Genomic DNA, 25,384 nt, shown 5'->3' with positions numbered 1-25,384 from the left:
GACTGCTGAATCCAGCAATCAAGTCGTCGAGCATAGCCTTTGCACGGAACAAAGGCCAGCTACGACGAGGAAAATGATCGCACGGAACTAAACATCTAACTACGAATTCTGGCCCCGCACACAGAATTTCTGACAGGTCCCGCAAGGTCGTAAACGTCCGGCCGCTCAGACATCGCTCAATTTAGAACTGTCTTGTCAGCGAGAATCTTTTAGCTCTTGCGGCAGCTGCTCCGTATCTATCTTGCCGCTAATGGGAAGCAACGCATGAATTTCCGCTCCTCTCTCTTCCCCAACGATAAGTACGGTGGAGTCGACAGGAGGGCTAAAATCAAAAACGCCCTCGCAGCTTGTACCGAGCATTGTTCCAGTCCTGCCGAGCACAACCACGTTTTCCCGCGGATGGCCTCTCCACCACCTCTCAGCTTTCACTGTAATCCTGTGCGCTTTCCCATCCTCAGATGTAGTTACAGAAACTACACGCCCAGTGAATACGACATCACCGTTCTTTGATTTTGCAAGGAAGGCTTTTAAATCGTAAACCCTAGGATCTAAGCTGCAGGCCATAACCTCAGATCCATAAAGTAGAGCTAGTACAAGAATAATGAACTTCATGAGGTATTCCTTTCATACATCAGGCTGTCACTCTGCCGGTAATGGCGGGTTAGATTAAGTGAGATTTGTTGCCATCGCGCCCTGATAGACTCAGCTAGAAAAGGAGTCTAATTAATGAAATTCATTTCTCGCTATACCGTGCTAGTGGTCCTTCTCTGCCTTTCTGGCACTAGTTTCGCCGCTGACTCACCCAAGCCACGTCGCACAACTATCTCGCTGTTCGCCAACGGAAAGGAGATCGCAGGCTTAGTTCTACTGCCTGGCGAGGGGCAGCGCCAGATGAGGGTCGACGCGATCAATCAGGTCTGGACGGCTGAGGGTTTCCATGCCAGTGGACATGTGCAGTTGACCATGATTATGGAGAACACGACTCCGATTACTTTATATGGCGACGAATTGACCCTACGTTCAGAGGAACTTGACGCCGACCAAGCGCAGGCACTGGAGGACCTGAAGGCGATGGGCGCGTCCGATCAGTCAATCCGCGCCAACCCGGCGCACTTGAACAGGGACGACTGGGTGCGCCAGGAAGCGATCGACAAGACCAACATGACCCGCTTGGCATCAATCATAAAACGCTATGGCTGGCCAGGCATGCGCTTCGCCGGCGCTGCCTATGCGAAGAATGCTTTCATGGTCCTCCAGCACGCTGACTCGGCGAGTCAACGAACTTACCTGCCGTTGCTACGCGAAGCGGTCTCGCGCGGTGAGATGCCGGCATCCGATCTTGCGATGTTGGAAGACCGTGTACTGAAGAGTGACGGCAAAGCACAACTGTACGGCACTCAGTACGAGTCAGTCATGCCCCTTAAGCTCTACCTGGTTGAAGACCCGGCTCGCCTGGACGAGCGCCGCCGTACGATGGGTCTGCCGCCGATGGAGGTCCAACTGCAGCAAATGCAGCAGATGTACCAATCGAACTAAGACAGAGCGGCGTTGCTACTGCGCTGCGTACGGTTTAATGTGAAAGGCCGCTTCTGGCCGATAGCAGACGTTCGAAACGGCTGAGTGCATTCGAAGGTCGCTTTCATGCAACCTCAGAATCGACGGGCGCTCCAAGTAGTCAAGGATACTCAATAGAGTCCTTCTAATCTCAATGCCGTAACCAAGCGCCCGCCCGCGGCAGAACCGGCTTTGTAGAACACTGCCGGCTTGCCAAAGGGCGCCGCCACCTCGGTCCAGGCGCCCGCACCGGCGTCAAAAGGTTCGCCTGTCCAGAGTTCAATCCAGGTCCCAGCCGGCAGATACAGCCGCACCGATTGCGCGCCGCGCGTCACCACCGGCGCCACCATGAAGTCCGACCCCAGCATGTACTGGTAGCGCAGCGCGTAGGTATTCTGGTCAGATGGAAACTCCAGAAAAGGATGCCGCACCAGCGGCGCACCGCTCTCCGCCGCCTCTTGCATCAACCCCTGCCGATAAAAACCCAGCGCCCGAAAAATCTTACTCATGCGCGCAAAGTGGGCAAGGGTGTCAGCATCGCTATCCACCTGCCAGCTGATGGCCGGATTCAGCCCCTCATGGGTGCGCAGCACGCCTGTGAACGCATTGAGCTCGACCCAGCGCATCCATAATTCCTTGTTCCTCGCGATGACGGGCACCTGCCGGCCGAGCACCGTCAGGCCGAAGGCGTTGTAGCCGCCGGTATCGCTGTGCAGCAGGCTGTAGCCCGACACGCCGCCCGACAGCATACCGACGATCGCGGTGCGGATGCCGTCGTAGCCGTCCCACGTCTGCAGCTGGTCGCCGAGCCAGAACAGGGTGCCCTGACCGGGACTGCGGGTGAAACCGGAACGGTGAAAGGCGATGACGTCGCCTTCGCGTCCAGCCTCCATCATCGCCTCGCGGTTCACAGCCGCCCATTCCTCGGGATAGCGGTTATGCCAGGCGGCGGGATCGTTACCGTCCGCCAGCACCGCATCGAACGGCAGCGCCTCGCCGAAATCGGCCATCCAGCCGGAAGCGCGGGTGTGGCCGAGGAGCTCGTTCTTGATGACGTTCTTGATCCAGGTGCGTGCCTCGGGATTGCTGAGGTCGACCAGCGCGGCATCGAAATTGGTGTTGCGGATCAGGTAGGGCGTGCCGTCCTGGCGTTTGACGAGATAGCCGGCCTGGCGCGCCTGCTGGTACAGGCTGTCGTGGCCGGCCTCGGTGCTAAGAAAAGGATTGATGTAGACCAGCATGCGGGCGCCAAGGCGCGCGAGCCGGTCGACCAGCGCGTCCCAGCGTGGATAGTAACTTTCATCCAGCTCCCAGTTCCACCACAGCTGCTTGCCGGCGTTCGTAACGCGCACGCCCGACCAATCCTGGATCCACAGTCCCGCGAGCGGAATGCCGGCGCGTTCGAAGGTATCGAGCTTTTTATTGGCCTCATCGGTGCCGCCCTGCACCGAGACGATGGCGCCGCGCCCGACCCAGTCCGGCAGCGGCGGCATGCGGCCGGTATAGGCCGTGTACTCGCGGATCAGCTCGAGCGGCGTGCGGCCATACAGGATCCGGCCCGTCATCGCGCTCGTGAACAGTTTGATTTCCACCCGCTCGGGATGCTGGAAATCGAAGATGCTGTACTCGGTGTTCTCGAGGAACAGCGAGTTGAGCTTGCTGCTGAGGTAGTGGGGCGCCGGCGCGCCGGTGGACACCTCGCTGCCGCCACCGCCGCCTTCGAGCAGGTCGAACAGCTGGGTGAAGCCGGGCAGGCCGCGGCCGACGCCGTGTTCCTGCACCAGCACCGGGATGGTCTTGCCCTTCTGGTCGAACCAGGTCAGTTGCTGGCCCAGGCCGAAGTAGCGTTCATCGGCGCTCGAGGCGTGGCGCAGGTAGCTGCGGTTCAGCTGCACGGCCTGCGGGCCGTCGAGTTGCAGGCGAAAGCGCAGCTGGTTGACTCCGGCCGCGTCGAACGCCAGGCGGTAGGTCACATCACAGCCCGGACCGCTCAGGCTACCACGCACGACCAGCGTGTCGGCCGCGCGCTCGAGCGCATCGATGCTCTGGGCAAGGCATTGCGCCAGCAGTTTGTCGTCGATGCGGTAGGAGCCGTCGGGCGTGCCGAACTGGCGGACGTCGGCTTGCCCCTGCGCGGCGCCGAGGAAGGCGCGGCCGGGCACGCTGGCCCACAGGATGCGCGCCGGCTCGGCCGCATGGCCGATGCGCAAGCCGTTATTGGTGAAGGACAGGGAAAAGGCGCCGACGCGATAGGCGCCGTCGACGCGCGACGCAAGCGCGTCGGGCGACTGCGCCTGCATGGCCGCCGCCGAGAGAGGTAGCAGGAAGGTCAGTGCCAGGAAGGTCAGCGCCAGGACTGGCCGCAGGATTCGTGTGCGCATGATGCCTCCAACCGTGGTCGCTCGTCCGGTTGGACAGCGGCCCGGTCGGCGCGTTCACGCGCACCGGATCAGTGGATCTCGAACTTCCTCCAGCCCAGCACCGGCAATACCTTCTGCGCCAGCTTGTAGGCGGACAGGGCGCCGGTCACCACGCCGACCACCCACTTCGGCTTGGTGATCAGGAAGCCCAGTCCCAGGCCGGCGGCGGCCAGGACGGCGGTCTTGTGCTGCGCCACGTAGCCGGGGGCGCCGCCCAGTTCGGCCGGATGGCGCAGCAGCGCCACGTCGTGCGCCATCAGCGCGCGCTGTTCGGCGCACTGGGCGGCGAGCAGGCGGCGGCGCGCCGCCAGGGTGTCATTGCTGCTCATCGATCGGCTCTCCTTTGACGGCTTGCGCATCCTTGCGCAGTTCGGCCAGCGTGGCGGCCATGAGCGGCGGACGGGTTGCCAGGTCGCCGCGCACCTTGAAGAAGGCGAGCAGGCTGCCCAGAGCGAACAGCCCCGTCATGACGCCGATCGCCAGCAGGCGATGGGTGTCCCAGAACAGGACCAGCACGAACAGGATCGCCAGCAACACCGCGACCACTGCGAAAAAGGCGGCCGCGACGCCCCAGGCCAGATAGCCGATCAGCCGGTGCGTCTCTTCCTGCAGCTCGACGGCTGCCAGTTCCAACCTGGTCCGCACCATGGCGAGCAGGTTGGATCCTATCCTTCCGACGGTCGCGGAGATCGTCATTTTATTTACGCGCGATCAGCATGCCGATCACGACGCCGACGGCTGCGCCCAGGCCGACCGACTTCCACGGATTGTCCTTGACGTACTCGTCGGTGGCCTTGGCGGCGACCTTGGTGCGCTCGACCACGGTTTCTTCGGCGTGGATCAGGCTGGTCTTGGCGGAGGCCAGGGTCTGCTCGAACTTGACCTTGGCGGCTTTCAGCTCTTCGCCCGTCAGCTGGCCGCCGTTGCGCAGCCAGGATTCGGCGTCGTGGATCACGGTCTTCAGGTCGCTGACCAGTTGGTCGCGGGTGCCGGTCTGGGTCGGGATTTTTTCGATCATCTTGGGCCTCTTGTGTGTGGTGGGTGAATGCCTTTTGGACAATATTAACCTAATGCATAGTCGAGCGCGACACCAATGAACAGTGCGGCGCCCAGCCAGTTGTTGTGGCGGAACGCCTTGAAGCACTTCATGCGGTCGCGATCGCGGATCAGGGTGTAGTGGTAAAGCGCGATGCAGCCCGCCACCGCCACCCCGCCCACGAACCACCAGCGCAGGCCCAGCGACCAGCCGCACAGCAGCAGGATCGCCAGCGAGGCGCCGTAGCACAGCATGATCGCGGCCACGTCGAAGCGCCCGAAGGTGATGGCCGAGGTGCGCATGCCGAGCTTGAGGTCGTCGTCGCGGTCGACCATGGCGTAGGCGGTGTCGTAGGCCACGGCCCAGAACACATTGGCTACCAGCAGCCACCAGACCACGGCCGGCACCTGGTCCTGCACGGCGGCGAAGGCCATCGGGATGCCGAAGCCGAAGGCGATGCCGAGATAGGCCTGGGGAATCGCGAAGAAGCGCTTGAAATAAGGATAGGTGCCGGCCACGATTACCGCCACCACCGACAGCTGCTTGGTCAGTGCGTTCAGCGGCAGGATCAGCAGGAAGGACACGATGGCCAGCACCGCCGCCACCATCACGGCTTCCTTGCCGCTGATCTTGCCGCTGGTGAGCGGGCGGTCGACCGTACGCTTGACGTGGCGGTCGAAGTCGCGGTCGGCGTAGTCGTTGATGGCGCAGCCGGCGGAGCGCATCAGCGCCGTGCCGACGACGAAGATCGCCAGCACCTGCAGGTCCGGCACGCCGCCGGACGCCATCCACAGCGCCCACAGGGTAGGCCACAGCAGCAGGAGGATGCCGATCGGCTTGTCGGCCCGGACCAGGCGGAAGTAGAGCGCCAGCTTGTTCATGGTGAATCGCGTCTTGACAGGCAAGAATTGTTGAGCAGAAGACAGCGATTCTAGCCGGTTTATCCGTGCGCGCCCATTCCGTCCCCGTCCATACGGGCGCCATCCCTCGTGCATGACAACGCGATGTATTCAATGCGTGGCGAATACATGATTGTTGTCTTTTTGTCGTCATGAATTTGACATTTTTGTTTGTTTTAATGCATCGGTCCTGCCGGGGGTGGCGGGACAGGACGGGCCCGATGCGTGGGCGCGGCCAACGACACCAGACGCCGGACCACCGGCTCGATTCCTACTCTTTGGAGCATCTCGATGAACGAACACGATATGTCGCCTTCGCGGCGCAACTTGCTCAAGGGCATGGCCGGCGCCTCCGCGCTGCCTTTCGTCGGCGCCTTCGCCGCGCTGCACGCCCGCGAAGCGCTCGCGGCCAATGGCGCGACCGCCCTGGTCGACAGCCCGTATGGCCCGATCGCTCCGGTCAACGACCTCTCCACCGGCCTGCCGCTGCTGCAACTGCCGCCGGGCTTCAGCTACAAGAGTTATGGCTGGCGCGGCGACACCATGAGCGACGGCCGTCCATGCCCGGGCGGCCACGACGGCATGGGCGTGATCGTCACGCGCAAGGTCGGTCGCAATACGGAGCAAGTGTTGGTGCGCAATCATGAAATCAGCGGCAGCGCCGCTGTCAATTTCATCAACGCCTATGGCCTGTATGACACCGGTAACGTCAGCGGCAGTTCGGGCAACCGTTCCTGCGGCGGCACCACCAACCTGGTGTTCCGCGACGGCGACTGGATCAGCATGACCCCGAGCCTGGGCGGCACCCAGCAGAACTGCGCCGGCGGCATCACTCCCTGGGGCACCTGGCTGACCTGCGAAGAGGTCGGTTCGGACACGGTCAGCGCCGGCGGCAAGAAACACGGCTATGTGTTCGAGGTGACGGCCGATCCGCAACAGGTCAGCGGCCAGCCGATCGTCAACATGGGCCGCTTCGCGCATGAAGCCGCCGCCGTCGACCCGAGCAACTGCAATGTCTACCTGACCGAGGATTCCTCGGGCAAGTCGGGCTTCTACCGCTACATCCCGGATGTGAAGACCGGCGCGCCCGGCTCGCTGGCCATGGGCGGCGTGCTCGAGATGGCCAAGGTAAAGGGCCGCAACAACGTCAACCTGGCGGTGGCCTCGGTCGACGACACGTATGAGCTGGAGTGGGTGCCGATCGCCAATCCGGACGCCAACCGCGGCAGCGGCGTCGGCCCGGGCGGCGAGACCATCAACAACGCCGCCGGCCCCTTCGTGCAGGGCTGGATGAAAGGCGCGCTGCGCATGAACCGCGGCGAAGGCATCTGGTACGCCCAGGGCAAGATGTACGTGATGGACACCTCGGGTGGTCACATCAACCGCGGCGCGATCTGGGAACTCGACCTGGCGCGCCAGACCCTGAAGTGCATCTATTCGAGCCCGAGCCAGCTGGTGGGCAATATGGGCGACAACCTGACGGTCAGCCCGCGCAACGCGATCCTGATCTGCGAAGACGCGTCGAGCGCCATCACCGACCATTTCGGCTACGGCCAGCGCCTGATGGGCCTGACGGGCGCGGGCGATGCCTACATCTTCGCCAAGAACAACATCAACCTGACGGCGGCCCAGTTGCAGGGCGCCGGCAAGCTGACTTCGCTCGCCGGCGACGGGCGCGGCAACGAATTCGCCGGCGCCTGCTTCGACCCGACCGGCCGCTACCTGTTCGTGAACATCCAGACCCCGGGCGTGACCTTCGCGATCTCGGGTCCGTGGGCCAAGGGTCCGCTGTAACCGCCGCTTCTTATAAAAGGAAAACGACCATGAGCATGAACAAATTCGTCGCCGCCTCCGCCATCGCCCTGGGCGCGCTGGCCTTTTCGCACTCCGCCAGCGCCGTCGTGCTGACCAGCAGCAGCGGCGCCAATCCCGTGACCGACTACAGCGAAGCCGGCGTGGTGTCGTTCGACCTCGACCTGCGCGACTTCAGCACGACTACCCTGAACTTCGTGCTGGAAGAAGCCGACCTGGCCGGCCCGCTGAGCTTCAGCGCCATCGTCCGCAACCTGGTGGGTCTGTCGATGTACCAGTTCAACTTCGGCCTGCAGGGCATCGGCTACGCAAGCGCGGGCAGCGTGTCCTCGTTCTCCGGCGCCGCGGCCAGCTACTCGGGCAACAACGCCGTCATCAAGTTCGCCAACGGCGAGACGGCCGACGTCCTGTTCGGCAATCCGACCCTGTTGGACGGCCGCAGCGACTGGCTGCTCGATACCAGCGGCCTGTCGGCGGGCGACACCTTCTCCATCGTGGCGCAGGTGCCGGAACCGTCGACCGTGGCCATGGTGCTGCCGCTGATGGCAGGCCTGCTGCTGGCGCGCCGTCGCAAGCGCGATTGAAAACCGATAGCGTAGACGCGCAAGTGTGCGAAGAACGGGCATTTGCCGCCCATTGGGCGGGATTGGCGGTGAAATGAACGTAGAAGCACGGCAATAGTGCGAGGGGCAGACTCAGCCGGATGCTAGACTTGCTTGAAAGCGGACATAGGATGTCCGTTTTCATTTTCAGCCTTGTTTTTGTTCCGCATCAGCCAGATGCCCAGTCAGAGGAGTCGACTTGCTTATGCGTGCTTCGTTCAGTTTCCTGTTTCTTCTGTTGATCGCCCTGGCGGCGCCACTGTCATCGACCGCTTTCGCTGCCGGCCAGGCCGAAGAAGCGCCGCCCGCCGAGGAAGTCATTCCCGATCCGCTCAAGCGCGAGACGCCGCGCTCGATGGTGTCGGGCCTGATTTCCGCCCTGGCCGAGCCCGATTACGATCGCGCCGCCCAGTACCTCGATATCCCGGCCGGCAGCAACCGCCAGCGCACCAACGCCATTACCCAGGCGCGCAACTTCCATGCGCTGCTGGACAACGGCGGTTCGCTGTCGCCGTTCGTCGCGCTGTCGAACGAGGCGATCGGCAAGATCGACGACGACTTGCCGGCCGAGCAGGAAAACGTCGGCGTCCTGACCATCCAGGACAGGAAGGTGCCGATCCTGCTGACTCGCGGCCAGGACGGCGACCATCAGGTCTGGCGCGTGTCGCGCGAGACGATCGACCAGGTCACGCAGGCGGCGCGCCAGGAGCCGGTGGTGCAGGCGCCCGACAAGAATGAACTCGTCGTCGCCGGCGCGCCGCTGAAGGACTGGGCGATGCTGGTCGGGCTCGGGGTGCTGCTCTTTGGCGGACTGTGGATGGTGGCGGCCCTGATCGTCGCCGCCATGCGCAAGCTGGTGCCCGACGCGGGCGCCAATGGCCTGGTGCGCTTCATGGAGGCGGCGCTGCCGCCGGCCAGCCTGCTGATCGCGGTTGCCCTGTTCTACAACTGGGCCGAAGAACTGCCGGTGTCGATCGTCGCGCGTACGACGCTGCTGCGTTATACCGACATCGTCTCGGTCATCGCGCTGGTGTGGTTCGGCCTGCGGCTGATCGATGCGGTCGCCGAGCTGGCCACCGCGCGCATGCAGCGCAGCCAGCGGCGCCAGGTGGTGGCCGTAATCACGCTGGCGCGCCGCGCCGCCAAGATCCTGCTGCTGGCATTCTCGGCCGTCGCCATCCTCGGCACCTTCGGCATCGACGTCACGACCGGTATCGCGGCGCTGGGTATCGGCGGTATCGCGCTGGCGCTGGGCGCCCAGAAGACGGTGGAGAACCTGGTCGGCAGCGTCACCGTGATCGCCGACAAGCCGCTGCAGGTGGGCGACTTCGTCAAGGTGGGCGACGTGGTCGGCACCGTGGAGGACGTGGGCATCCGCTCCACCCGCATCCGTACCGGCGAGCGCACCGTCGTCACCATCCCCAACGGCGACCTGTCGGCGCGCCAGATCGAGAACTTCGCGGCGCGCGACCGTTTCCTGTTCAACCCGACCATCGCGGTGCCGCTCGGCACCCCGTCGGTCAAGCTGAAGGAGGCGATCGTCATCGTCCAGCAGGTGCTGACGGAAGAGAAGAACATGGCCGAGGGCCACCGCGCGCGGCTGGGCAGCATCAACGATCGGGCCTTCAACATCGATGTCTGGTCGTACATCAACGTGAGCGAGTTCGACACCCAGGTCATCATTCGCGAGACGCTGCTGCTGAAGATCCACGAGCGGCTGGAAGTGGCCGGCATCCCCTTCGCCTTCCCGACCCAGAAGATCGTGTTTTCGCGGGAGCAGACCGGCGCCCGGGAACAGCCGGGTGGTCCTGGCGAGGGGGGAGAGGATGCAGGCCTGGTGACGCTGGATAAGACTATGCCGCCGCCTCGAGCGTGACCATGTCCACGCCCGGCAGGTGGCATTCGCCCACCGCGCGCACCACCGCGTCGATCGCGGCGCGGCGGGTGAAGCTCTTGCGCCAGGCGATCACCACGCGGCGCGACGGCGCCGGCGGCAGGAAGGGCACATAGGTCAGCAGGCCGTTCGGGTCCTGCAGGTCGGCCACGGAGGCGCGCGGCAGCACGGTCAGGCCGATGCCGCTGGCGACCATGTGGCGGATCGTCTCGAGCGACGATCCTTCGAAGGTGCGCTGCATGCCGTTGCCGGGCGCCGAGAAGCGCGCCATTTCCGGGCACACTTCGAGCACCTGGTCGCGGAAGCAGTGGCCGGCGCCCAGCAGCAGCATGGTTTCGCTTTTCAGGTCTTCGGCCGAGATTTCCTTGCGGCCGGCCCAGGGGTGGCTCTTCGGCATGGCCACGATGAAGGGTTCGTCGTACAGCGGCTGCACCGACATGCCGTGGTCGGGCAGCGGCAGCGCCATGATGGCGGCGTCCAGCTCGCCCTGGCGCAGCAGTTCCAGCAGCTTGTGGGTGTAATTCTCTTGCAGCACCAGCGGCATTTGCGGCACGGTGTCGATCAGGTTCTTCACCAGGGGCGGCAGCAGGTAGGGCCCGATGGTGTAGATCACGCCCAGGCGCAGCGGGCCGGCCAGCGGATCCTTGTTCTGCTTGGCCAGCTCCTTGATGGCGGCGGTCTGCTCCAGCACACGCTCAGCCTGGGCCACGATCTGGGCGCCCAGCGGCGTCACGGAGACTTCGGAGCCGCCGCGCTCGAACAGGGTCACGCCCAGCTCGTCCTCGAGCTTCTTGATGGCGACGGACAGGGTGGGCTGGGCCACGAAGCAAGCCTCGGCGGCATGGCCGAAGTGTTTGGCGCGCGCAACGGCGACAATGTATTTCAGCTCGGTCAGTGTCATGTTTTATGTGTTTAGGGTAGCGCACCCTGGCCGGCGCCGGGAAGCGGGCCGGGGCGGCACACCCGTTTTAGCCATGAAATAATAGTTTAACGAGAATCATAGTCGATATAATTGCCCGGCAGGCTACACCACTGCAATTTTTGAAAGGCCCGCATGTCTTCGACGTTCGGCCCGGCGGAAGCCCAGGCCTATATCCACAAGCTGCTGACGGTGATGCACCACCAGGGCGGCTCCGACCTCTTCATCTCGGCTGACTTTCCTCCAAGCATTAAACACCAGGGGGCGATGAAGGCGCTCAGCCAGCAGCGCCTGACCGGCGAAGTCACGCGCGCGCTGGCGCTGTCGATCATGAACGAGCGCCAGCGCGCCGAGTTCGAGGCCGAGATGGAGTGCAATTTTGCGATTTCCCTGCCGGGCGTGTGCCGCTTCCGCGTCAACGTCTATGTGCAGCAGCAGAGCGTGGGCATGGTGGTGCGCACGATCGCGTCCGAGATTCCCAACTTCGAAAAGCTCGACCTGCCCGAGGTGCTCAAGGACGTGGTGATGACCAAGCGCGGCCTGGTGCTGGTGGTGGGCGGCACCGGTTCCGGCAAGTCGACCACGCTGGCGGCAATGATCGACTACCGCAACAGCAACTCGGCCGGCCACATCATCACGGTGGAAGACCCGGTGGAATACGTCCACAAGAACAAGAATTGCCTGGTGACGCACCGCGAAGTGGGCGTGGACACCCTGTCGTGGCATCACGCGCTGAAGAACACGCTGCGCCAGGCGCCGGACGTGATCCTGATCGGCGAGATCCGCGACACCGAGACGATGGAACATGCGATCGCCTTCGCCGAAACCGGCCACCTGTGCCTGGGCACCCTGCACGCCAATAACGCCAACCAGACGATGGACCGGATCATCAACTTCTTCCCGGAGGAGCGGCGCAATCAGCTGTTGATGGATTTGTCGTCGAACCTGCGCGCCATCGTCTCGCAGCGCCTGGTGCGCACCGAGGATGGCAAGGGCCGCAAGGCGGCCATCGAGATCCTGCTGAACACGCCGACCATCGGCGAGATGATCCTCAAAGGGAACTTCCAGAACATCAAGGAGATCATGCACAAGTCGCGCGAACTGGGCATGTGCACCTTCGACCAGGCCTTGTTCGAGTTGTACAACAAGGGCCTGATCGCCTACGACGAGGCGATCCGCAATGCCGACTCGGCCAACGGCCTGCGCCTGCAGATCAAGCTGTCGGGTGAGCGACGAGAGCCGGGCGCCGCTGCCGCGCGGCCGGCCGAGCTGTCGATGGCGATCGAGGAAGAACCCGACGACGAACCTCCGAAACATTGACTTTTGCTTTAATCATTCATGCCTTCATTCGAAAACAAGATCTGCACGCGCGCCGAGCTGGCTGCGCGTATCGCCGCATTGCCGAAACCGGTCGTGCTGACCAATGGGGTGTTCGACATCCTGCACCGCGGCCACGTGACCTATCTGGCGCAGGCGCGCGAGCTGGGAGCTTCGCTGGTGGTGGCGGCGAACACCGACGCCTCGGTCAAGCGCCTGGGCAAGGGCGACGACCGCCCGCACAACACGCTGGCCGACCGCATGGCGGTGCTGGCGGCGCTGGAATCGGTGAGCCTGGTGGTCGAGTTCGACGAGGACACGGCCCTGGAAGTGGTGCAGGAAGGCCGGCCCGACATCTACGCCAAGGGCGGCGATTACGTGATGGACCAGATCCCCGAAGGCAAGGCGGTGCTGGCCTATGGCGGCCGGGCGGTGGCGATCGATTTCGAGCATGACCGCTCGACCACCAAGCTGGTGGCGCGGATCCGCGGCTGACCGTTTCTTCAGCCTGCCGCGGCAGGCAGGCGGTCGTATTGCACCACGCCGCCCGCCGACTGCGTGAACACCAGGTCGCATCCGGCGAAGACGTCCGCGCTCACGCCATCGTGGACCGAGTCGTAGAGCCAGGCGGCCATCGCGGCGTTCGTCGCCTGCATCTCGATCTCCTGGCCGGGTTTTCCTGCTTGCAGCGCATCGACCAGTTCCTGGACGAAGAAGGGGATGGCGCCCGCGGTCCATTCGGCTCCACGTTCGCGCGCCTCGGCTGCGCGCGGTTGCGCCATCGCCATCAGCGCGGCGGCATCGACCTGCGTTTCCATGGCCAGGGAAGGTTCGGATTGATCATCGGTCGTGAAGACACGTATCAGCATGGTGTTGGCTTTCGTTTCATGGTTGGATTCAGCCCGTATGGTACGCGTCCCACAGCTTGTTGCGGAACCTGTACGCCGGGTCGACCCTGCGCTTGAGCGCGAAGAAGCGTTCGGCATCCGGATAGGCGGCGTGGAATTGCGCCACGGTCGCGTGGATCTGGTAGGGCAGGTAGTAGGAGCCGTTCAATGCCGTCGCGGCATCGACCAGTTCGCGGGTCCAGGCACGCACCGCGTCGCGGTCACGCGGCGCGGTCTGCTGGCGGTAGTACAGCACGAAGGCGAATACGTCGCTGCGGGCCCAGGCCAGCAGGGTGCCGGGGTCCTTGCGCGCATGGCGGATCGAAACATTGATGACGTTCACCTGGTGCTGGCGCAGGATGGCGCGCAGTTGCTGCGCGAAGCGCTCCATCGCCGCGACCGGCACGAAATACTCTTGCAGCGCGTACGCGCTCCCGGCGCCGGCCAGCGGCGCGAGCGAATGGATGTCGAGGCCGGCCTGGTGGTTGCGCCACTCGACCGAATCCGTGGAATAGAGCAGCGGCTCGAGGATGCGCCGGCGCAGCTCCTTGCCCCAGTGCGAAGCCGAGATCACTTCCTGCAGCCGGCGCTCGATGCGGTAGTCGCCGCCGGTGGCGGTGAGGCGGTTCGGTAGCGTCACCGTGCGGCGGGTGCGCTCGAAGGTCACCGCGCGCACCAGCGTGTAATCGTCGGGGTACAGGGTGGCGTTGTGCATCACGGCATCTGGATTGGTGCCGATACGGGCCGTGAAGAATTGCCGGTAGTCCGAGAGCGGCATCACGCGCGAGCGTCGCTCGAGAGCTGCATTGTCGGCCAGGCGCAGCGTCGCTTCGACGATCACGCCGATGCCGCCGTAGCCGCCGATCGCGCCGTAAAAGAGCTCGCTGTTGCGGGTGGGGCTGGCGGCGACCAGCGCGCCGTCGGCCAGCACCAGCCGGATCGCTTCCACGCTCGACACCAGCGGGCCTTGCCCGACGTAGCGGCCGTGGGCATTGACGCCGAGCGAGCCGCCCACGGTGAAATCGGCATACGACTGCATCACCTGCAGCGCCAGGTCATGCGGGTCGATGACGGCCTGGATGCGGCGCCAGGTGATGCCCGGCTGGACCGTGATGTTGCGCTCGGCGGGCACGAAGCGGATGACCTGGTCGAAGCCGCGCATGTCCAGATGCAGCGAACGGTCGGCGGCGATCTGGCCGCCCATGCTGTAGCGGGCGCCGCCGATCGAGACCGGCGTGCGTGCGCAGCGCGGCCACGATCTCGTCCACCGTGCGCGGAACGAGGATGCGCTCGACATGCACCGGGTTCAGCTGCGTCGCGTCGTTGACGACCGGCTGGCGGGCAAGGGCGGGCAGGCCGAGCGAGGCGAGGGCGAGCGCCAGGCGGCGGCGGGAGGGCATCGGCGATCTCGGCACGCGGCGATCTCCAGGGCAGGCAATGGATGAGCAAACTACGCATCGGCGACGCCGGTGTCAACGGCTGGGGTCCTTATAATGAGCGCTGCATAAATACTCCAAGGAATACCGCGATGACGCTGCCTTTCCATTCACCGATCACGTCCGACCTGGTCCATGGCGCCGTCGAACTCGAGCGCACGGAAGCGGGCCTGCTGCCGCACCGCCTGCCCGCATGGGCACGCGCCCAGTGCCAGGATCCGCAACTGGCGATGGTGGAAGCGCAGCCTTCCGGCGTGCGCGTCGCGCTGCGCACCGCGGCGACGATCGTGGAACTGATTGTCTTGCCGACCAAGCGCCGCTACGGCGCCATGGCGCCGCGTCCGGACGGCATCTATGACTTGCTCGTCGACGGCCACCTGGCGCAGCAGGCCAGCGCGCCGGGCGGCAAGATCATGGACATCGACGTGCTGTCCGGTGCGGCGAAGATGCTGCCGGGCGAACCGCAGCGGCTGCGCTTTGCCGGCCTGCCGCCAGGCGACAAAACGATCGAGATCTGGCTTCCGCATGACGAGACGACCGAGCTGGTGGTGCTGGATGCGGATGCGCCGGTCGCGCCGCTGGCGGCGTCCGGCAAGCGCCGCTGGCTCCACCATGGCAGCTCCATCAGCCAGGGCTCGAACGCGACCAACCCGACCGGCATCTGGCCGGCCGTGGCCGCGCGGCTGGCCGGCGTCGACCTGCTCAATCTTGGCCTGGGTGGCAGCGCATTGCTGGACCCGTTCACGGCGCGCACGATCCGCGACTTGCCGGCCGACGTGATCAGTCTCAAGCTGGGGATCAACCTCGTCAACACGGACGCGATGCGGCTGCGCGCCTTCGGGCCGGCCGTGCACGGCTTTCTCGACACGATCAGGGAAGGGCATCCAACGACACCGCTGCTGGTGATATCTCCGACCTGGTGCCCGATCCATGAGACGACGCCAGGGCCGACCATGTTCGATGGCAAGGCGCTGGAAAAAGGCACGTTGCTGTTCCGGGCGATGGGCAACGACGCCGAGCGCCGGCAGGGCAAGCTGACCCTGGGCGTGATTCGCGAGCAGTTGCAGAAGATTGTCCAGCAGCGGGCGCCGGCCGATGCGAATATCCATTACCTCGACGGCAGGGAGCTTTACGGCCTGGAGGACAATGTACGTTATCCTCTGCCCGACGAGCTGCATCCCGAGGCGGAAGCGCATCGCCTGATCGGCGAACGCTTTTGCGCGCTGACGTTTCGTGCCGGGGCTTTTTGCGGGGGCGTGGCCTGAGTTTGATTTTTCCCTGCGTTGGCATATACCCTTTCGAGAAACGCTTATCTCTTGACCTGCGAGACGCCCATGACGCTTGAAACCAGTTCAGACAATCTGATCTCTCTGCTGTCGCTCATGCCGCATCCGGAAGGAGGCCATTTCAAGGAGACATACCGAAGTCAACACCGCGTGAACAGGGAAGGGGACGCGGTCAGCCGTTCTGCCTCGACGGCGATCTACTACCTTCTTCGCGGAAGGGAAAGGTCAACCTGGCATCGGATCCGGTCGGACGAGATGTGGCATTTTTATGACGGTGTGCCGATTCGGATCTATGTCCTGGAGCCAGGTGGAGGGCTCAGCGTTCTCAGGCTCGGCAATCCTTTGCGGCATAAGGGCGCGCAGTTCCAGGCGCTGGTTCCGGCCGGGCGCTGGTTCGCGGCGGAATGCGAGGAGCCCGAGGGCTACAGCCTGGTGGGTTGTACGGTAGCCCCGGGCTTCGAGTTCGAAGAATTCGAGATCGGGGATGAAAGCTTACTCAAGCAGGATTGGCCCGAGCATGCGGAGTTGATCGCACGCTTGAGGTAATCTTGTGGCCGACGACGCATGAATAATCCGGCACCATTACATGGAATCCAGCGCATGAATAGCGAGTTCATCACTTCTGTGCCATGCCTTCACACGGAGCGACTCATGCTGCGTGAATATCGGCGCGAGGATTTTGATGCGTTCGCAGCGCATCTCGCCGACCCCGTCAGCTCGGCCCACCTGGTCCCGGCTGACCGCCACGCCGCTTGGCGCATCTTCTGTTCACAAGCGGGACTATGGCTCATCCATGGCGCAGGATGGTGGGCTGTCGAGGAAAAGAAGACCGGTCGACTCGTCGGAAGTGTCGGCGCGTTCTTCCGCGAGGAATCCACCGTGATGGAGCTTGGCTGGAATACCTATCGTGCCTTTTGGGGCCAGGGATTCGCGAACGAAGCGGCGGCGGCAGCCTTGAGCCACGCGCTCGAGATCCGACGCGAACCAACAGTGCGGGCGCTCATCGCTTCAGCCAATGCATCGTCGCTGCGCGTTGCCAAGCGCCTTGGCCTGACGTATGAAGCGGACACCGAGATATACGGCAAGGCGGTCGGGATGTATACGCGTGCCAAGCCTGCGTCCTGACCTAAGCCCCGCCCTGGTAACCGTTCTGGCGCCAGGCCTCGTACACCACGATCGCCACCGTATTCGACAAATTCAGGCTGCGATTATCGGGCCGCATCGGCAGCCGGATGCGCTGCTCAGGCGGGAAGGTCTCACGAAACGCCGGCGCCAGGCCGCGCGACTCCGGCCCGAACACGAACACGTCGCCCGGCTGGAAGTGCGCCTCGGCGAACGGCGACGAGCCATGTGTAGTGAGCGCGAACATGCGCGCCTGATCGGGCTTGACCGTCTCCAGGAAGGCGTCCCAGTCCTTGTGCACCTGCATATTGGCGTATTCGTGGTAATCCAGCCCGGCGCGGCGCATCTTGGCGTCGTCCAGCGGAAAGCCGAGCGGTTCGATCAGGTGCAGCTGGGCGCCGGCGTTGGCGCACAGGCGGATCACATTGCCGGTATTCGGCGGGATTTCTGGTTCGACCAGGACGACGTGAAACAAGGTACTTCTCCTCAGTGATAATTCATGCATGCGGCGGTGTGCGCGCGAACACGAAGTTCGTGACGCGCGCGGCGCCGGCCCGCTTCAGGACGGTCGCGACTTCATCGAGCGTATGCCCGCTCGACATGACGTCGTCGACCACGCCCACATGGCGTCCGCGCACGTCGCCCGCGGCGTTCACCCCGAACGCCCCGCGCACATTCTTCTTGCGCTCGCCCGGCGCGGCATTCGACTGCGCCGGGGTTTCGCGCACCCGCTGCAAGAGCCGCGGCGCTATGGCTACGCGCAGCGCGCCGGCCAGCGGCCGCGCCACCTCGAGCGCCTGGTTATAGCCGCGCTCGACCAGGCGGGCCGGGCCCAGCGGCACCGGGCACAGCACGTCGGGCAACGCTGGCGCCGCATGTGCGACGGCGCCGTGCAGCACGCGCGCCATCCACGGCGCCAGCGCCAGCTGGGCCCCGAACTTCAGCTGCAGCACCAGGCCGTCGAGCGGCGCCGCGTAATCGCAGGCGGCCACGGTGGCGTCGAAGGCGGGCCTGTCGGCCAGGCAGGCGCCGCAATGCCGGCCCAGGTCGGCCCTGCCTGCCGGATTGGCGCAGCACGGGCAGCGCGTCACGGGCAGGACGTAGGCCTGCTCGCAAGCGGGGCACACGGCCCGGCCCGAGTAAGCTCCGCACAAGGCGCAGGCGGACGGCAGCATGGCGCCCAGCAGGCGGCCGGGCAGTGCGCGAAGGTCCAGCATCGGCTCGACTTCCCACAACCGGTTAAACTGCCAACATTATCTCATCTCGACTTGCATCCCATGGCTTCTCCTCAATCCCCGTCCAGGCTGAGCGCCCCGATCGACTTGCCCCGCGTGCGCGAGCTGTTCGCGCGTCCCGCACGCATCGCGCCATCGGATTTCCTGCGCCGCGAGATCGCCGAACGCATGCACGAGCGCCTGAGCCTGGTGAAGATCGTTCCCAGGCAGGTGCTGGATGCGGGTTGCGGCGCCGGCGCCGACCTGGGCTTGTTGCAGAAGACCTACCCGGCCGCCCAGATCCTGGGCCTCGACGGGGCAGGGGCCATGGCGCGCGCGGCCAGGGGGCCGGTATCGCAGGGCGGCGCGCTGAACCAGTTGCTCACCCGCCTGATGCCGGCCAAGGCCGGTGTCGACGTGTTGTGCGGCGACTATGGCAACCTGCCGTTCGGACCGAACTCGCTCGACCTGCTGTGGTCGAACCTGGCGCTGCACTGGCACCCGCTGCCCGACCGCGTGTTCGCCGAATGGCGCCGCGTGCTGCGGGTGGAGGGGCTGCTGATGTTTTCCTGTTTCGGCCCTGATACCTTCACCGAGCTGCGCACCGCCTTCGCCGCGCTCGACGCCTATCCGCACACCTTGCCCTTCGTCGACATGCACGACTTCGGCGACCAGCTGGTCGCGGCCGGCTTCTCGACGCCCGTCATGGACATGGAACGCATCACCGTCACCTACGACACGCCGCAGGCGCTGCTGGCCGACGTGCGGGCGCTGGGCGGTAACCCGCTGGAATCGCGCCGCCGCGGCCTGATCGGCCGCGCGGCCTGGCAGCGCCTGCTCGACGCCCTCGAGGCGCAACGCCGCCCGGACGGCAAGCTGGGCCTGACCTTCGAAGTCATCTACGGCCACGCCTTCCGCCCTGCGCCGCGCACCACCGCCTCGGGTGAATCCATCGTGCGCTTCCAGCCCCGCAAGCCCTGATATCCGCCTCGCATGGCATATCTGATAAGACGGCCGATTTTCCTTGAATAAAAATTAGTGCTTTAGATATAATCAATTGCTATTTTTTCCGTCCGGCCAATAGAATCGCTTAAAAAAGCGGCAGATTTGGACGAAAAGTAGAAAAAAGAATTGCAGCAGTCGCAGAGTCGCCCGGTCCTGGCAGCAACGTATTGCCAGGTGGGCGAGATGGTTTCCCACCATTCCGCAGCGCAATTTCGCGGGACGACCCGGCAAGCCCTCTGCGATCAGTAGGAGCGGGCACGGTTCGTTCACGAAATTGCTGGGCCCGTTTAAAAATATTCTTATTTTTAGGGTGGTTGGGGACATACATGACATATGCAACGCGACTTCAGGCCGTGCTGTACGGCCTTGCCGTACTCGCAGCAGCCGGCGCCACGCCAGCCCTGGCGCAGCAACAGCCGCTCACGGGCCGGCCTCTCGAGCACCAGCTCAATATGCAGGCCCCCGTCACCGCCGTCGGCGCCGACATCTATTCCCTGCATAACTGGATGATGATCGTCTGCCTGGTGATCTTCCTTGGCGTGTTCGGCGTCATGTTCTATTCGGTGTTCAAGCACCGCAAGTCCCTCGGCCACAAGCCCGCTACCTTCCACGAATCCACCGCCGTCGAGATCGCCTGGACGATCGTCCCGTTCCTGATCGTCATCGGCATGGCGCTGCCCGCGACCAAGACCGTGGTTGCCCTGAAGGACACCTCGAACGCCGACCTCACCATCAAGGCCACCGGCATGCAGTGGAAGTGGGGCTACGATTACCTGAAAGGCGAGGGCGAAGGCATCTCCTTCCTGTCGAACCTGGCCACCCCACGCTCCCAGATCGGCGAGCCGGGCGTCAAGCCGACCGCGGCGCGCACCGAAAACTACCTGCTCGAAGTCGACAACGAGATGGTGGTCCCGGTGAACAAGAAAATCCGCATGGTGTTCACCGCCAACGACGTGATCCACGCCTGGACGATTCCCGCGTTCGCGATCAAGCAGGACGCCATCCCCGGTTTCGTGCGCGACGGCTGGTTCCGCGCCGAGAAGACCGGCGTCTACCGCGGCAATTGCGTCGAGCTGTGCGGCAAGGACCACGCCTTCATGCCGATCGTGGTGCGCGTGGTGACCGACGCCGAGTACACCGCTTGGGTCGAGGGCAAGAAGAAGGAAATGGCGGCGCTGGCCGACGATCCGACCAAGACCTGGACCATCGACGAGCTCAAGACCCGCGGCGAGCAGGTCTATGCCGCCAACTGCGTGGCCTGCCACCAGGCCAACGGCAAGGGCGTGCCCGCCGCCTTCGCGGCGCTGGACGGTTCGCCGAACGTGCTGGGCGACAAGAAGCACCAGATCGACATCCTGCTCAATGGCCAGAAGAGCGGCAAGTTCCCGACCGAGATGCCGGCCTGGAAACAGTTGTCCGATACCGAGATCGCCGCCGTGATCACCTATACCCGCAATACCTGGTCGAACAAGGCTGCGGAAAATATCGTTCAACCGGCCGAAGTCCTGGCCGCACGCAAATAATGCAGGGGTAACGACATGAGCACCACGACGATCGACCACGGCCACGATCACTCACACGGCCACGACCACGCCCACGACGAACACCACGAGCATCCACACGGCTGGCGCCGCTGGCTGTTCGCCACCAACCACAAGGACATCGGCACCCTCTATCTCTGGTTCTCGTTCGTCATGCTGCTCTCGGGCGGCGTGCTGGCGCTGATGATCCGCGCCGAGCTGTTCCAGCCCGGCCTGCAATTCGTGCGTCCCGAATTCTTCAACCAGCTCACCACCATGCACGGCCTGGTGATGGTGTTCGGCGCGATCATGCCGGCCTTCGTCGGCTTCGCCAACTGGATGCTGCCGCTGCAGGTGGGCGCCTCGGACATGGCGTTCGCGCGCATGAACAACTTCTCGTTCTGGCTGCTGCCGCCTGCCGCGCTGCTGCTGGCCGGTTCCTTCCTGGTGCCGGGCGGGGCGACTGCGGCGGGTTGGACTTTATATGCGCCGCTGTCGACCCAGATGGGCATCGGCATGGACATGGCGATCTTTGCCATGCACATCATGGGCGCCTCGTCGATCATGGGCTCGATCAACATCATCGTCACCATCCTGAACATGCGCGCGCCGGGCATGACCCTGATGAAGATGCCCATGTTCTGCTGGACCTGGCTGATCACCGCCTACCTGCTCATCGCCGTGATGCCGGTGCTGGCCGGGGCCATCACCATGACCCTCACCGACCGCCACTTCGGCACCTCGTTCTTCAACGCCGCCGGCGGCGGCGACCCGGTGATGTACCAGCACATCTTCTGGTTCTTCGGCCACCCCGAGGTCTACATCATGATCCTGCCGGCCTTCGGCATCGTCTCGCAGATCATCCCGGCCTTCGCGAGAAAGCCCTTGTTCGGCTATGCCTCGATGGTGTACGCCACCGCCTCGATCGCCATCCTGTCGTTCGTGGTCTGGGCCCACCACATGTTCACCACCGGCATGCCGGTGACCTCGCAGCTGTTCTTCATGTACGCCACCATGCTGATCGCGGTGCCGACCGGCGTGAAGGTGTTCAACTGGGTCGCCACCATGTGGAAGGGCTCGATGACCTTCGAGACCCCGATGCTGTTCGCGGTCGGCTTCATCTTCGTGTTCACCATGGGCGGCTTCACCGGCCTGATCCTGGCCGTGACCCCGATCGACATCCAGGTGCACGACACCTATTACGTGGTGGCCCACTTCCACTACGTGCTGGTGGCCGGCTCGCTGTTCGCGCTGTTCGCCGGCTTCTATTACTGGGCGCCGAAGTGGACCGGCCATATGTATCCCGAAGGCCGCGGCAAGATCCACTTCTGGCTGTCGCTCATCACCTTCAACATCACCTTTTTCCCGATGCACTTCCTGGGGCTGGCCGGCATGCCGCGCCGCTACGCCGACTACGCGGTGCAGTTCACCGACTTCAACATGATCGTGTCGATCGGCGCCTTCGGCTTCGGTTTCAGCCAGGTGTACTTCCTGTTCGCGGTGGTGCTGCCGACCATCCGCGGCGGCGCCAAGGCGCCGGCCAAGCCGTGGGAAGGCGCGGAAGGCCTGGAGTGGACGGTGCCGAGCCCGGCGCCGTTCCACACCTTCGAACACCCGCCGCTGGTGAAGTGATGAGCCCGCGTAAACCGAACAATCTGCGCACCGCCCTGTGGGTGGGCGGCCTGGCGCTGTTCTTCTTCGCCAGCGTGTTCGTCAAGTTCACGCTGCTGAGCTGATCCGGGAGGCGCGCATGAACAGCAAGCTCCTGCGCCTGAACCGCACCACGCTCGGCAAGCTGGTGGTGGTGGCGATCGCGATGTTCGGCTTCGGCTATGCGCTGGTGCCGGTGTATCGCCAGATCTGCGAGGTGCTCGGCATTAACGTGCTGACCCAGAAGGGCGAGTTCGTGGCGGCGCCGACCAATACCCAGGTCGATACATCGCGCACCATCACGATCGAGCTGGACGGCAATTCGCAGGGGCCGTGGCGCTTCCGCCCGACCACGCGCAGCATCGACGTGCACCCGGGCGAGCTGGCCACCGTCATGTACGAGGTGGTCAACACCCAGGGCAGGGCGGTCAAGGCCCAGGCGATCCCGAGCTATGCGCCGCAGTCGGCCACGCCGCACTTCATGAAGGTCGATTGCTTCTGCTTCCAGGAGCAGACGCTTGCGGCGAACGAGGCGCGCCAGATGCCGGTGGTGTTCTTCATCGATCCCAAGCTGCCGCGCGAAGTGAAGAACATCACGCTGTCGTACACCTTCTTCGAGATCGGCGGCGCGTTCAAGGCGGCGGCGGCGCCGGCGAAATCGGCGAAGAATGGATAAGCCACACGAGCGCAAGGCGAATTTTCTCGCCACCATGAAGGCCGTGTTCTGGTCCTTCTTCGGCGTACGCAAGCGCAAGGATTACGAGAGCGATGCCGCCAACCTGAACCCGATCCACGTGATCGTCGCCGGGTTGATCGGGGTCGCGATCTTCATCGGACTGATCATGCTGGCGGTGCGGTTCGCAGTGTCGGCAACGTAGACGCAACAACAATAGCATCACAGAGGAGATAAACATGAGTTCGTCACCAGTGAGTTCCCCAGGCGCCGCGCCTTACTATTATGTCCCCGGCCCGTCGCGCTGGCCGCTGCTGGCCGGCCTGTCGATGCTGGTGACGATGGCCGGCGCGTCCGGCTGGGTCAACAGCATGTCATGGGCGCCGCCCGTGTGCCTGGCCGGCATCGTCGCCATGCTGGTGGTGCTGTACTTCTGGTTCGGCGACGCGATCCGCGAATCCGAATCGGGCCTGTACGGCAAGCGCATCGACCTGTCCTACCGCTGGTCGATGAGCTGGTTCATTTTTTCGGAGGTGATGTTCTTCGGCGCTTTCTTCGGCGCACTGTTCTACGCGCGCGCGATCAGCATGCCCTGGCTGGCCGACCTCGACCACCAGATCCTGTGGCCCGACTTCTCGGCGCAGTGGGGCAACACCGGCCCGGCGAATATCGTCGACGGCTTCCGCACCATGGGACCGTTCCCGATCCCGACCATCAACACCGCGCTGCTGCTGACCTCGGGCGTGACGCTGACCATCGCCCACCATGCGCTGCGCGCCGGGCATCGCGGCAAGACCGCGTTCTGGCTGGCCGCCACCATCCTGCTGGGCGCGGTCTTCATGGGCTTCCAGGTCTACGAATACATGCACGCCTACCGGGACCTGAACCTGAAGCTGACCTCGGGCATCTACGGCTCGACCTTCTTCATGCTGACCGGCTTCCACGGCTTCCACGTGACGATGGGCGCGATCATGCTGGCGGTGATCCTGTACCGCGTCATGAAAGGGCACTTTACGGCGGATAACCACTTCGGTTTCGAAGGCGCCGCGTGGTACTGGCACTTCGTCGACGTGGTGTGGCTGGGGCTGTACGTTGTTGTATATTGGTTGTGACGCAAGCGTAGGTTGAACGCGTGGGCGGGGAACCCGCCCACCTTACCGCAAGCCGGTCGGCGCGATCCACCCCAGCTGGTGCGCCGCCAGCAGGCACAGGAACAACACGATCGACAGGCCGACCCGCAGCGCCAGCGCATTGACGGTGCGGTTGCTGCGTCCCTTGTCGCGCATCAGGAAGAACAGGGCCGACCCGAGGCTGGCCAGGATCAGGACGAAGGCGATGGCGACGAAGATTTTCATGGTGGACCCGCGAAAGGTTGAGGCTTCATTGTAATGCGGTTCGGCTTCCGTTTTCGCCCCGTCGCCTTCGCCGCGGCCGTGGTCGTGGCCATCATCGGCATCCTGCTCGGCAACTGGCAACAGGACCGGGCCGCCTATAAGACCGGACTGCAGGCGCGCCAGCTGGCGCGCGCCGCCGAGCCGCCGCTCGAACTCACGCCTTCCACCAGGATCGGCCCGGATGACGAATTCCGGACCGTGCGCCTGCAGGGTGAGTTCGTCGCCGGCTGGCCGGTCTTCCTCGCCAATCGCCCGATGACGACCCGGTCCGGAGCGCAGTCCGGGTTCTATCTCGCAATGCCGTTTAAAATAGCGGGTTCGGACACGCACGTGCTGGTGCTGCGTGGCTGGCTGCCGCGACCCGCCGGGGTCGAATATGGCAAGCTGTCCGCGTTCGCCACGCCCGCCGGCCCGCTCTTGCTCAAGGGCAGGATCGTCGCGAGCGCCGGCAAGGTGATGGAACTGGGCGAGGGGCCGCCGCTGGCGCCCGGCGCACTGGTCCAGAACCTGACGCCCGAGGCGCTCGCCGCGGCCAGCGGTCTGAAGCTGCAGCCCTTCCTGGTGCAGCAGACCCAGGCCGCCGGCCGGCGCGATGCGCTCGGCCGCGACTGGCCCGTGCCTTCCGCGGGCATCGACAAACACCGCGGCTACGCCTTCCAGTGGTATGCACTGGCGGCGCTGGCCCTGATTTTTTATGTAATGACGGGATTTCGACGTGGCTCAAGAACAAATCGCTGACCCCAA

General features: G+C 64.4%; 28 protein-coding genes. 16 read left to right on the top strand and 12 right to left on the bottom strand.

What is annotated here, in order from left to right:
* Window positions 1-195 precede the first annotated feature (195 nt).
* Entirely contained in the window at window positions 196-612 is a 417-nt protein-coding gene (locus tag ABIB42_RS18175) for a hypothetical protein (protein ID WP_429248753.1), read from the bottom strand.
* 114 nt (window positions 613-726) lie between these two features.
* Between ABIB42_RS18175 and ABIB42_RS18170 the strand changes: the two genes are divergently transcribed.
* The gene (locus tag ABIB42_RS18170) at window positions 727-1,536 is read left to right on the top strand and encodes a DUF6624 domain-containing protein (RefSeq protein WP_429248752.1); all 810 of its coding nucleotides are present in this window, start codon (window positions 727-729) and stop codon (window positions 1,534-1,536) included.
* Window positions 1,537-1,685: 149 nt separating this feature from the next.
* On the opposite strand, the gene ABIB42_RS18165 is transcribed toward ABIB42_RS18170, so the two are convergent.
* The 5 genes from ABIB42_RS18165 to ubiA form a co-directional block, all read right to left on the bottom strand.
* The gene (locus ABIB42_RS18165) at window positions 1,686-3,935 is read right to left on the bottom strand and encodes an alpha-glucosidase (protein WP_429248751.1); all 2,250 of its coding nucleotides are present in this window, start codon (window positions 3,933-3,935) and stop codon (window positions 1,686-1,688) included.
* 68 nt (window positions 3,936-4,003) lie between these two features.
* Window positions 4,004-4,303 (bottom strand): hypothetical protein, encoded by a 300-nt coding sequence (locus ABIB42_RS18160; protein WP_219862629.1) that lies wholly within the window; start codon window positions 4,301-4,303, stop codon window positions 4,004-4,006.
* Window positions 4,290-4,670 carry a phage holin family protein gene (locus ABIB42_RS18155; RefSeq protein WP_429248750.1) on the bottom strand — a complete coding sequence of 127 codons (381 nt, stop codon included), beginning with the start codon at window positions 4,668-4,670 and terminating at the stop codon, window positions 4,290-4,292. Before ABIB42_RS18155 ends, ABIB42_RS18160 begins: the two co-directional genes overlap by 14 nt.
* A gap of 1 nt (window position 4,671) precedes the next feature.
* Window positions 4,672-4,992, bottom strand: coding sequence for a DUF883 family protein (locus tag ABIB42_RS18150; protein ID WP_005668083.1), 321 nt, complete (start codon window positions 4,990-4,992; stop codon window positions 4,672-4,674).
* A 44-nt stretch (window positions 4,993-5,036) separates the two neighbouring features.
* A complete protein-coding gene (gene ubiA / locus ABIB42_RS18145) occupies window positions 5,037-5,891 on the bottom strand; it encodes a 4-hydroxybenzoate octaprenyltransferase (protein ID WP_429248749.1) in 855 nt (284 codons plus the stop codon).
* Window positions 5,892-6,200: 309 nt separating this feature from the next.
* Here ubiA and ABIB42_RS18140 point away from each other — a divergent pair, with 309 nt between their 5' ends.
* From ABIB42_RS18140 to ABIB42_RS18130, 3 genes are all read left to right on the top strand, one after another.
* The gene (locus ABIB42_RS18140) at window positions 6,201-7,703 is read left to right on the top strand and encodes a PhoX family protein (protein ID WP_005668086.1); all 1,503 of its coding nucleotides are present in this window, start codon (window positions 6,201-6,203) and stop codon (window positions 7,701-7,703) included.
* Window positions 7,704-7,732: 29 nt separating this feature from the next.
* Window positions 7,733-8,305, top strand: a complete 573-nt coding sequence (locus ABIB42_RS18135) for a PEP-CTERM sorting domain-containing protein (protein ID WP_429248748.1) — start codon at window positions 7,733-7,735, stop codon at window positions 8,303-8,305.
* A 223-nt stretch (window positions 8,306-8,528) separates the two neighbouring features.
* A complete protein-coding gene (locus ABIB42_RS18130; RefSeq protein WP_429248755.1) occupies window positions 8,529-10,199 on the top strand; it encodes a mechanosensitive ion channel family protein in 1,671 nt (556 codons plus the stop codon).
* Here ABIB42_RS18130 and ABIB42_RS18125 read toward each other — a convergent pair.
* On the bottom strand, window positions 10,177-11,118 hold the full coding sequence (locus ABIB42_RS18125) for a hydrogen peroxide-inducible genes activator (RefSeq protein WP_429248747.1): 942 nt from the start codon (window positions 11,116-11,118) through the stop codon (window positions 10,177-10,179). The genes ABIB42_RS18130 and ABIB42_RS18125 overlap by 23 nt on opposite strands.
* A 153-nt stretch (window positions 11,119-11,271) precedes the next feature.
* Here ABIB42_RS18125 and ABIB42_RS18120 point away from each other — a divergent pair, with 153 nt between their 5' ends.
* Both ABIB42_RS18120 and rfaE2 read left to right on the top strand, forming a co-directional pair.
* Window positions 11,272-12,456, top strand: a complete 1,185-nt coding sequence (locus tag ABIB42_RS18120) for a PilT/PilU family type 4a pilus ATPase (protein WP_273035546.1) — start codon at window positions 11,272-11,274, stop codon at window positions 12,454-12,456.
* 18 nt (window positions 12,457-12,474) lie between these two features.
* Window positions 12,475-12,948 carry a D-glycero-beta-D-manno-heptose 1-phosphate adenylyltransferase gene (rfaE2, locus tag ABIB42_RS18115; RefSeq protein ID WP_071360359.1) on the top strand — a complete coding sequence of 158 codons (474 nt, stop codon included), beginning with the start codon at window positions 12,475-12,477 and terminating at the stop codon, window positions 12,946-12,948.
* A gap of 8 nt (window positions 12,949-12,956) precedes the next feature.
* On the opposite strand, the gene ABIB42_RS18110 is transcribed toward rfaE2, so the two are convergent.
* Window positions 12,957-13,322, bottom strand: coding sequence for a hypothetical protein (locus ABIB42_RS18110; protein ID WP_071360358.1), 366 nt, complete (start codon window positions 13,320-13,322; stop codon window positions 12,957-12,959).
* 28 nt (window positions 13,323-13,350) lie between these two features.
* A complete protein-coding gene (locus tag ABIB42_RS18105; RefSeq protein WP_429248746.1) occupies window positions 13,351-14,637 on the bottom strand; it encodes an FAD-binding oxidoreductase in 1,287 nt (428 codons plus the stop codon).
* A gap of 231 nt (window positions 14,638-14,868) precedes the next feature.
* Here ABIB42_RS18105 and ABIB42_RS18100 point away from each other — a divergent pair, with 231 nt between their 5' ends.
* From ABIB42_RS18100 to ABIB42_RS18090, 3 genes are all read left to right on the top strand, one after another.
* Complete coding sequence (locus ABIB42_RS18100; RefSeq protein ID WP_429248745.1) at window positions 14,869-16,041, top strand: SGNH/GDSL hydrolase family protein; 1,173 nt, start codon at window positions 14,869-14,871, stop codon at window positions 16,039-16,041.
* Window positions 16,042-16,110: 69 nt separating this feature from the next.
* Window positions 16,111-16,608 carry a cupin domain-containing protein gene (locus ABIB42_RS18095; RefSeq protein ID WP_005668106.1) on the top strand — a complete coding sequence of 166 codons (498 nt, stop codon included), beginning with the start codon at window positions 16,111-16,113 and terminating at the stop codon, window positions 16,606-16,608.
* Between the two features lie 105 nt (window positions 16,609-16,713).
* Entirely contained in the window at window positions 16,714-17,187 is a 474-nt protein-coding gene (locus ABIB42_RS18090) for a GNAT family N-acetyltransferase (protein ID WP_005668107.1), read from the top strand.
* Window position 17,188: 1 nt separating this feature from the next.
* Here the strand turns inward: ABIB42_RS18090 and trmL are convergent, their stop codons facing one another.
* Both trmL and ABIB42_RS18080 read right to left on the bottom strand, forming a co-directional pair.
* Complete coding sequence (trmL, locus tag ABIB42_RS18085) at window positions 17,189-17,659, bottom strand: tRNA (uridine(34)/cytosine(34)/5-carboxymethylaminomethyluridine(34)-2'-O)-methyltransferase TrmL (RefSeq protein WP_005668110.1); 471 nt, start codon at window positions 17,657-17,659, stop codon at window positions 17,189-17,191.
* Between the two features lie 22 nt (window positions 17,660-17,681).
* On the bottom strand, window positions 17,682-18,401 hold the full coding sequence (locus tag ABIB42_RS18080) for a ComF family protein (protein ID WP_184235530.1): 720 nt from the start codon (window positions 18,399-18,401) through the stop codon (window positions 17,682-17,684).
* A 60-nt stretch (window positions 18,402-18,461) separates the two neighbouring features.
* On the opposite strand from ABIB42_RS18080, the gene ABIB42_RS18075 reads away from it, so the two are divergent.
* From ABIB42_RS18075 to ABIB42_RS18050, 6 genes are all read left to right on the top strand, one after another.
* The gene (locus tag ABIB42_RS18075; protein ID WP_219862650.1) at window positions 18,462-19,379 is read left to right on the top strand and encodes a methyltransferase domain-containing protein; all 918 of its coding nucleotides are present in this window, start codon (window positions 18,462-18,464) and stop codon (window positions 19,377-19,379) included.
* Window positions 19,380-19,729: 350 nt separating this feature from the next.
* Entirely contained in the window at window positions 19,730-20,926 is a 1,197-nt protein-coding gene (gene coxB / locus ABIB42_RS18070; RefSeq protein WP_429248744.1) for a cytochrome c oxidase subunit II, read from the top strand.
* A gap of 15 nt (window positions 20,927-20,941) precedes the next feature.
* The gene (ctaD, locus tag ABIB42_RS18065; RefSeq protein WP_005668117.1) at window positions 20,942-22,555 is read left to right on the top strand and encodes a cytochrome c oxidase subunit I; all 1,614 of its coding nucleotides are present in this window, start codon (window positions 20,942-20,944) and stop codon (window positions 22,553-22,555) included.
* Window positions 22,556-22,673: 118 nt separating this feature from the next.
* Window positions 22,674-23,249, top strand: a complete 576-nt coding sequence (locus ABIB42_RS18060; protein WP_005668119.1) for a cytochrome c oxidase assembly protein — start codon at window positions 22,674-22,676, stop codon at window positions 23,247-23,249.
* The gene (locus ABIB42_RS18055) at window positions 23,242-23,451 is read left to right on the top strand and encodes a DUF2970 domain-containing protein (protein ID WP_005668121.1); all 210 of its coding nucleotides are present in this window, start codon (window positions 23,242-23,244) and stop codon (window positions 23,449-23,451) included. Before ABIB42_RS18060 ends, ABIB42_RS18055 begins: the two co-directional genes overlap by 8 nt.
* 34 nt (window positions 23,452-23,485) lie before the next feature.
* Window positions 23,486-24,358, top strand: a complete 873-nt coding sequence (locus ABIB42_RS18050; protein ID WP_429248743.1) for a cytochrome c oxidase subunit 3 — start codon at window positions 23,486-23,488, stop codon at window positions 24,356-24,358.
* A 42-nt stretch (window positions 24,359-24,400) separates the two neighbouring features.
* On the opposite strand, the gene ABIB42_RS18045 is transcribed toward ABIB42_RS18050, so the two are convergent.
* Window positions 24,401-24,601, bottom strand: coding sequence for a twin transmembrane helix small protein (locus ABIB42_RS18045; RefSeq protein ID WP_005668124.1), 201 nt, complete (start codon window positions 24,599-24,601; stop codon window positions 24,401-24,403).
* A gap of 33 nt (window positions 24,602-24,634) precedes the next feature.
* Here ABIB42_RS18045 and ABIB42_RS18040 point away from each other — a divergent pair, with 33 nt between their 5' ends.
* Window positions 24,635-25,378 (top strand): SURF1 family protein, encoded by a 744-nt coding sequence (locus ABIB42_RS18040; RefSeq protein WP_429248742.1) that lies wholly within the window; start codon window positions 24,635-24,637, stop codon window positions 25,376-25,378.
* Window positions 25,379-25,384: the final 6 nt, after the last annotated feature.

Origin of the sequence: Massilia sp. UYP32, from assembly GCF_050434365.1 — a bacterium.
Taxonomy (GTDB): domain Bacteria; phylum Pseudomonadota; class Gammaproteobacteria; order Burkholderiales; family Burkholderiaceae_D; genus Telluria; species Telluria timonae.
Note: the sequence above shows the minus strand (reverse complement) of the source record. Positions and strands in the feature narration are given on the sequence as shown.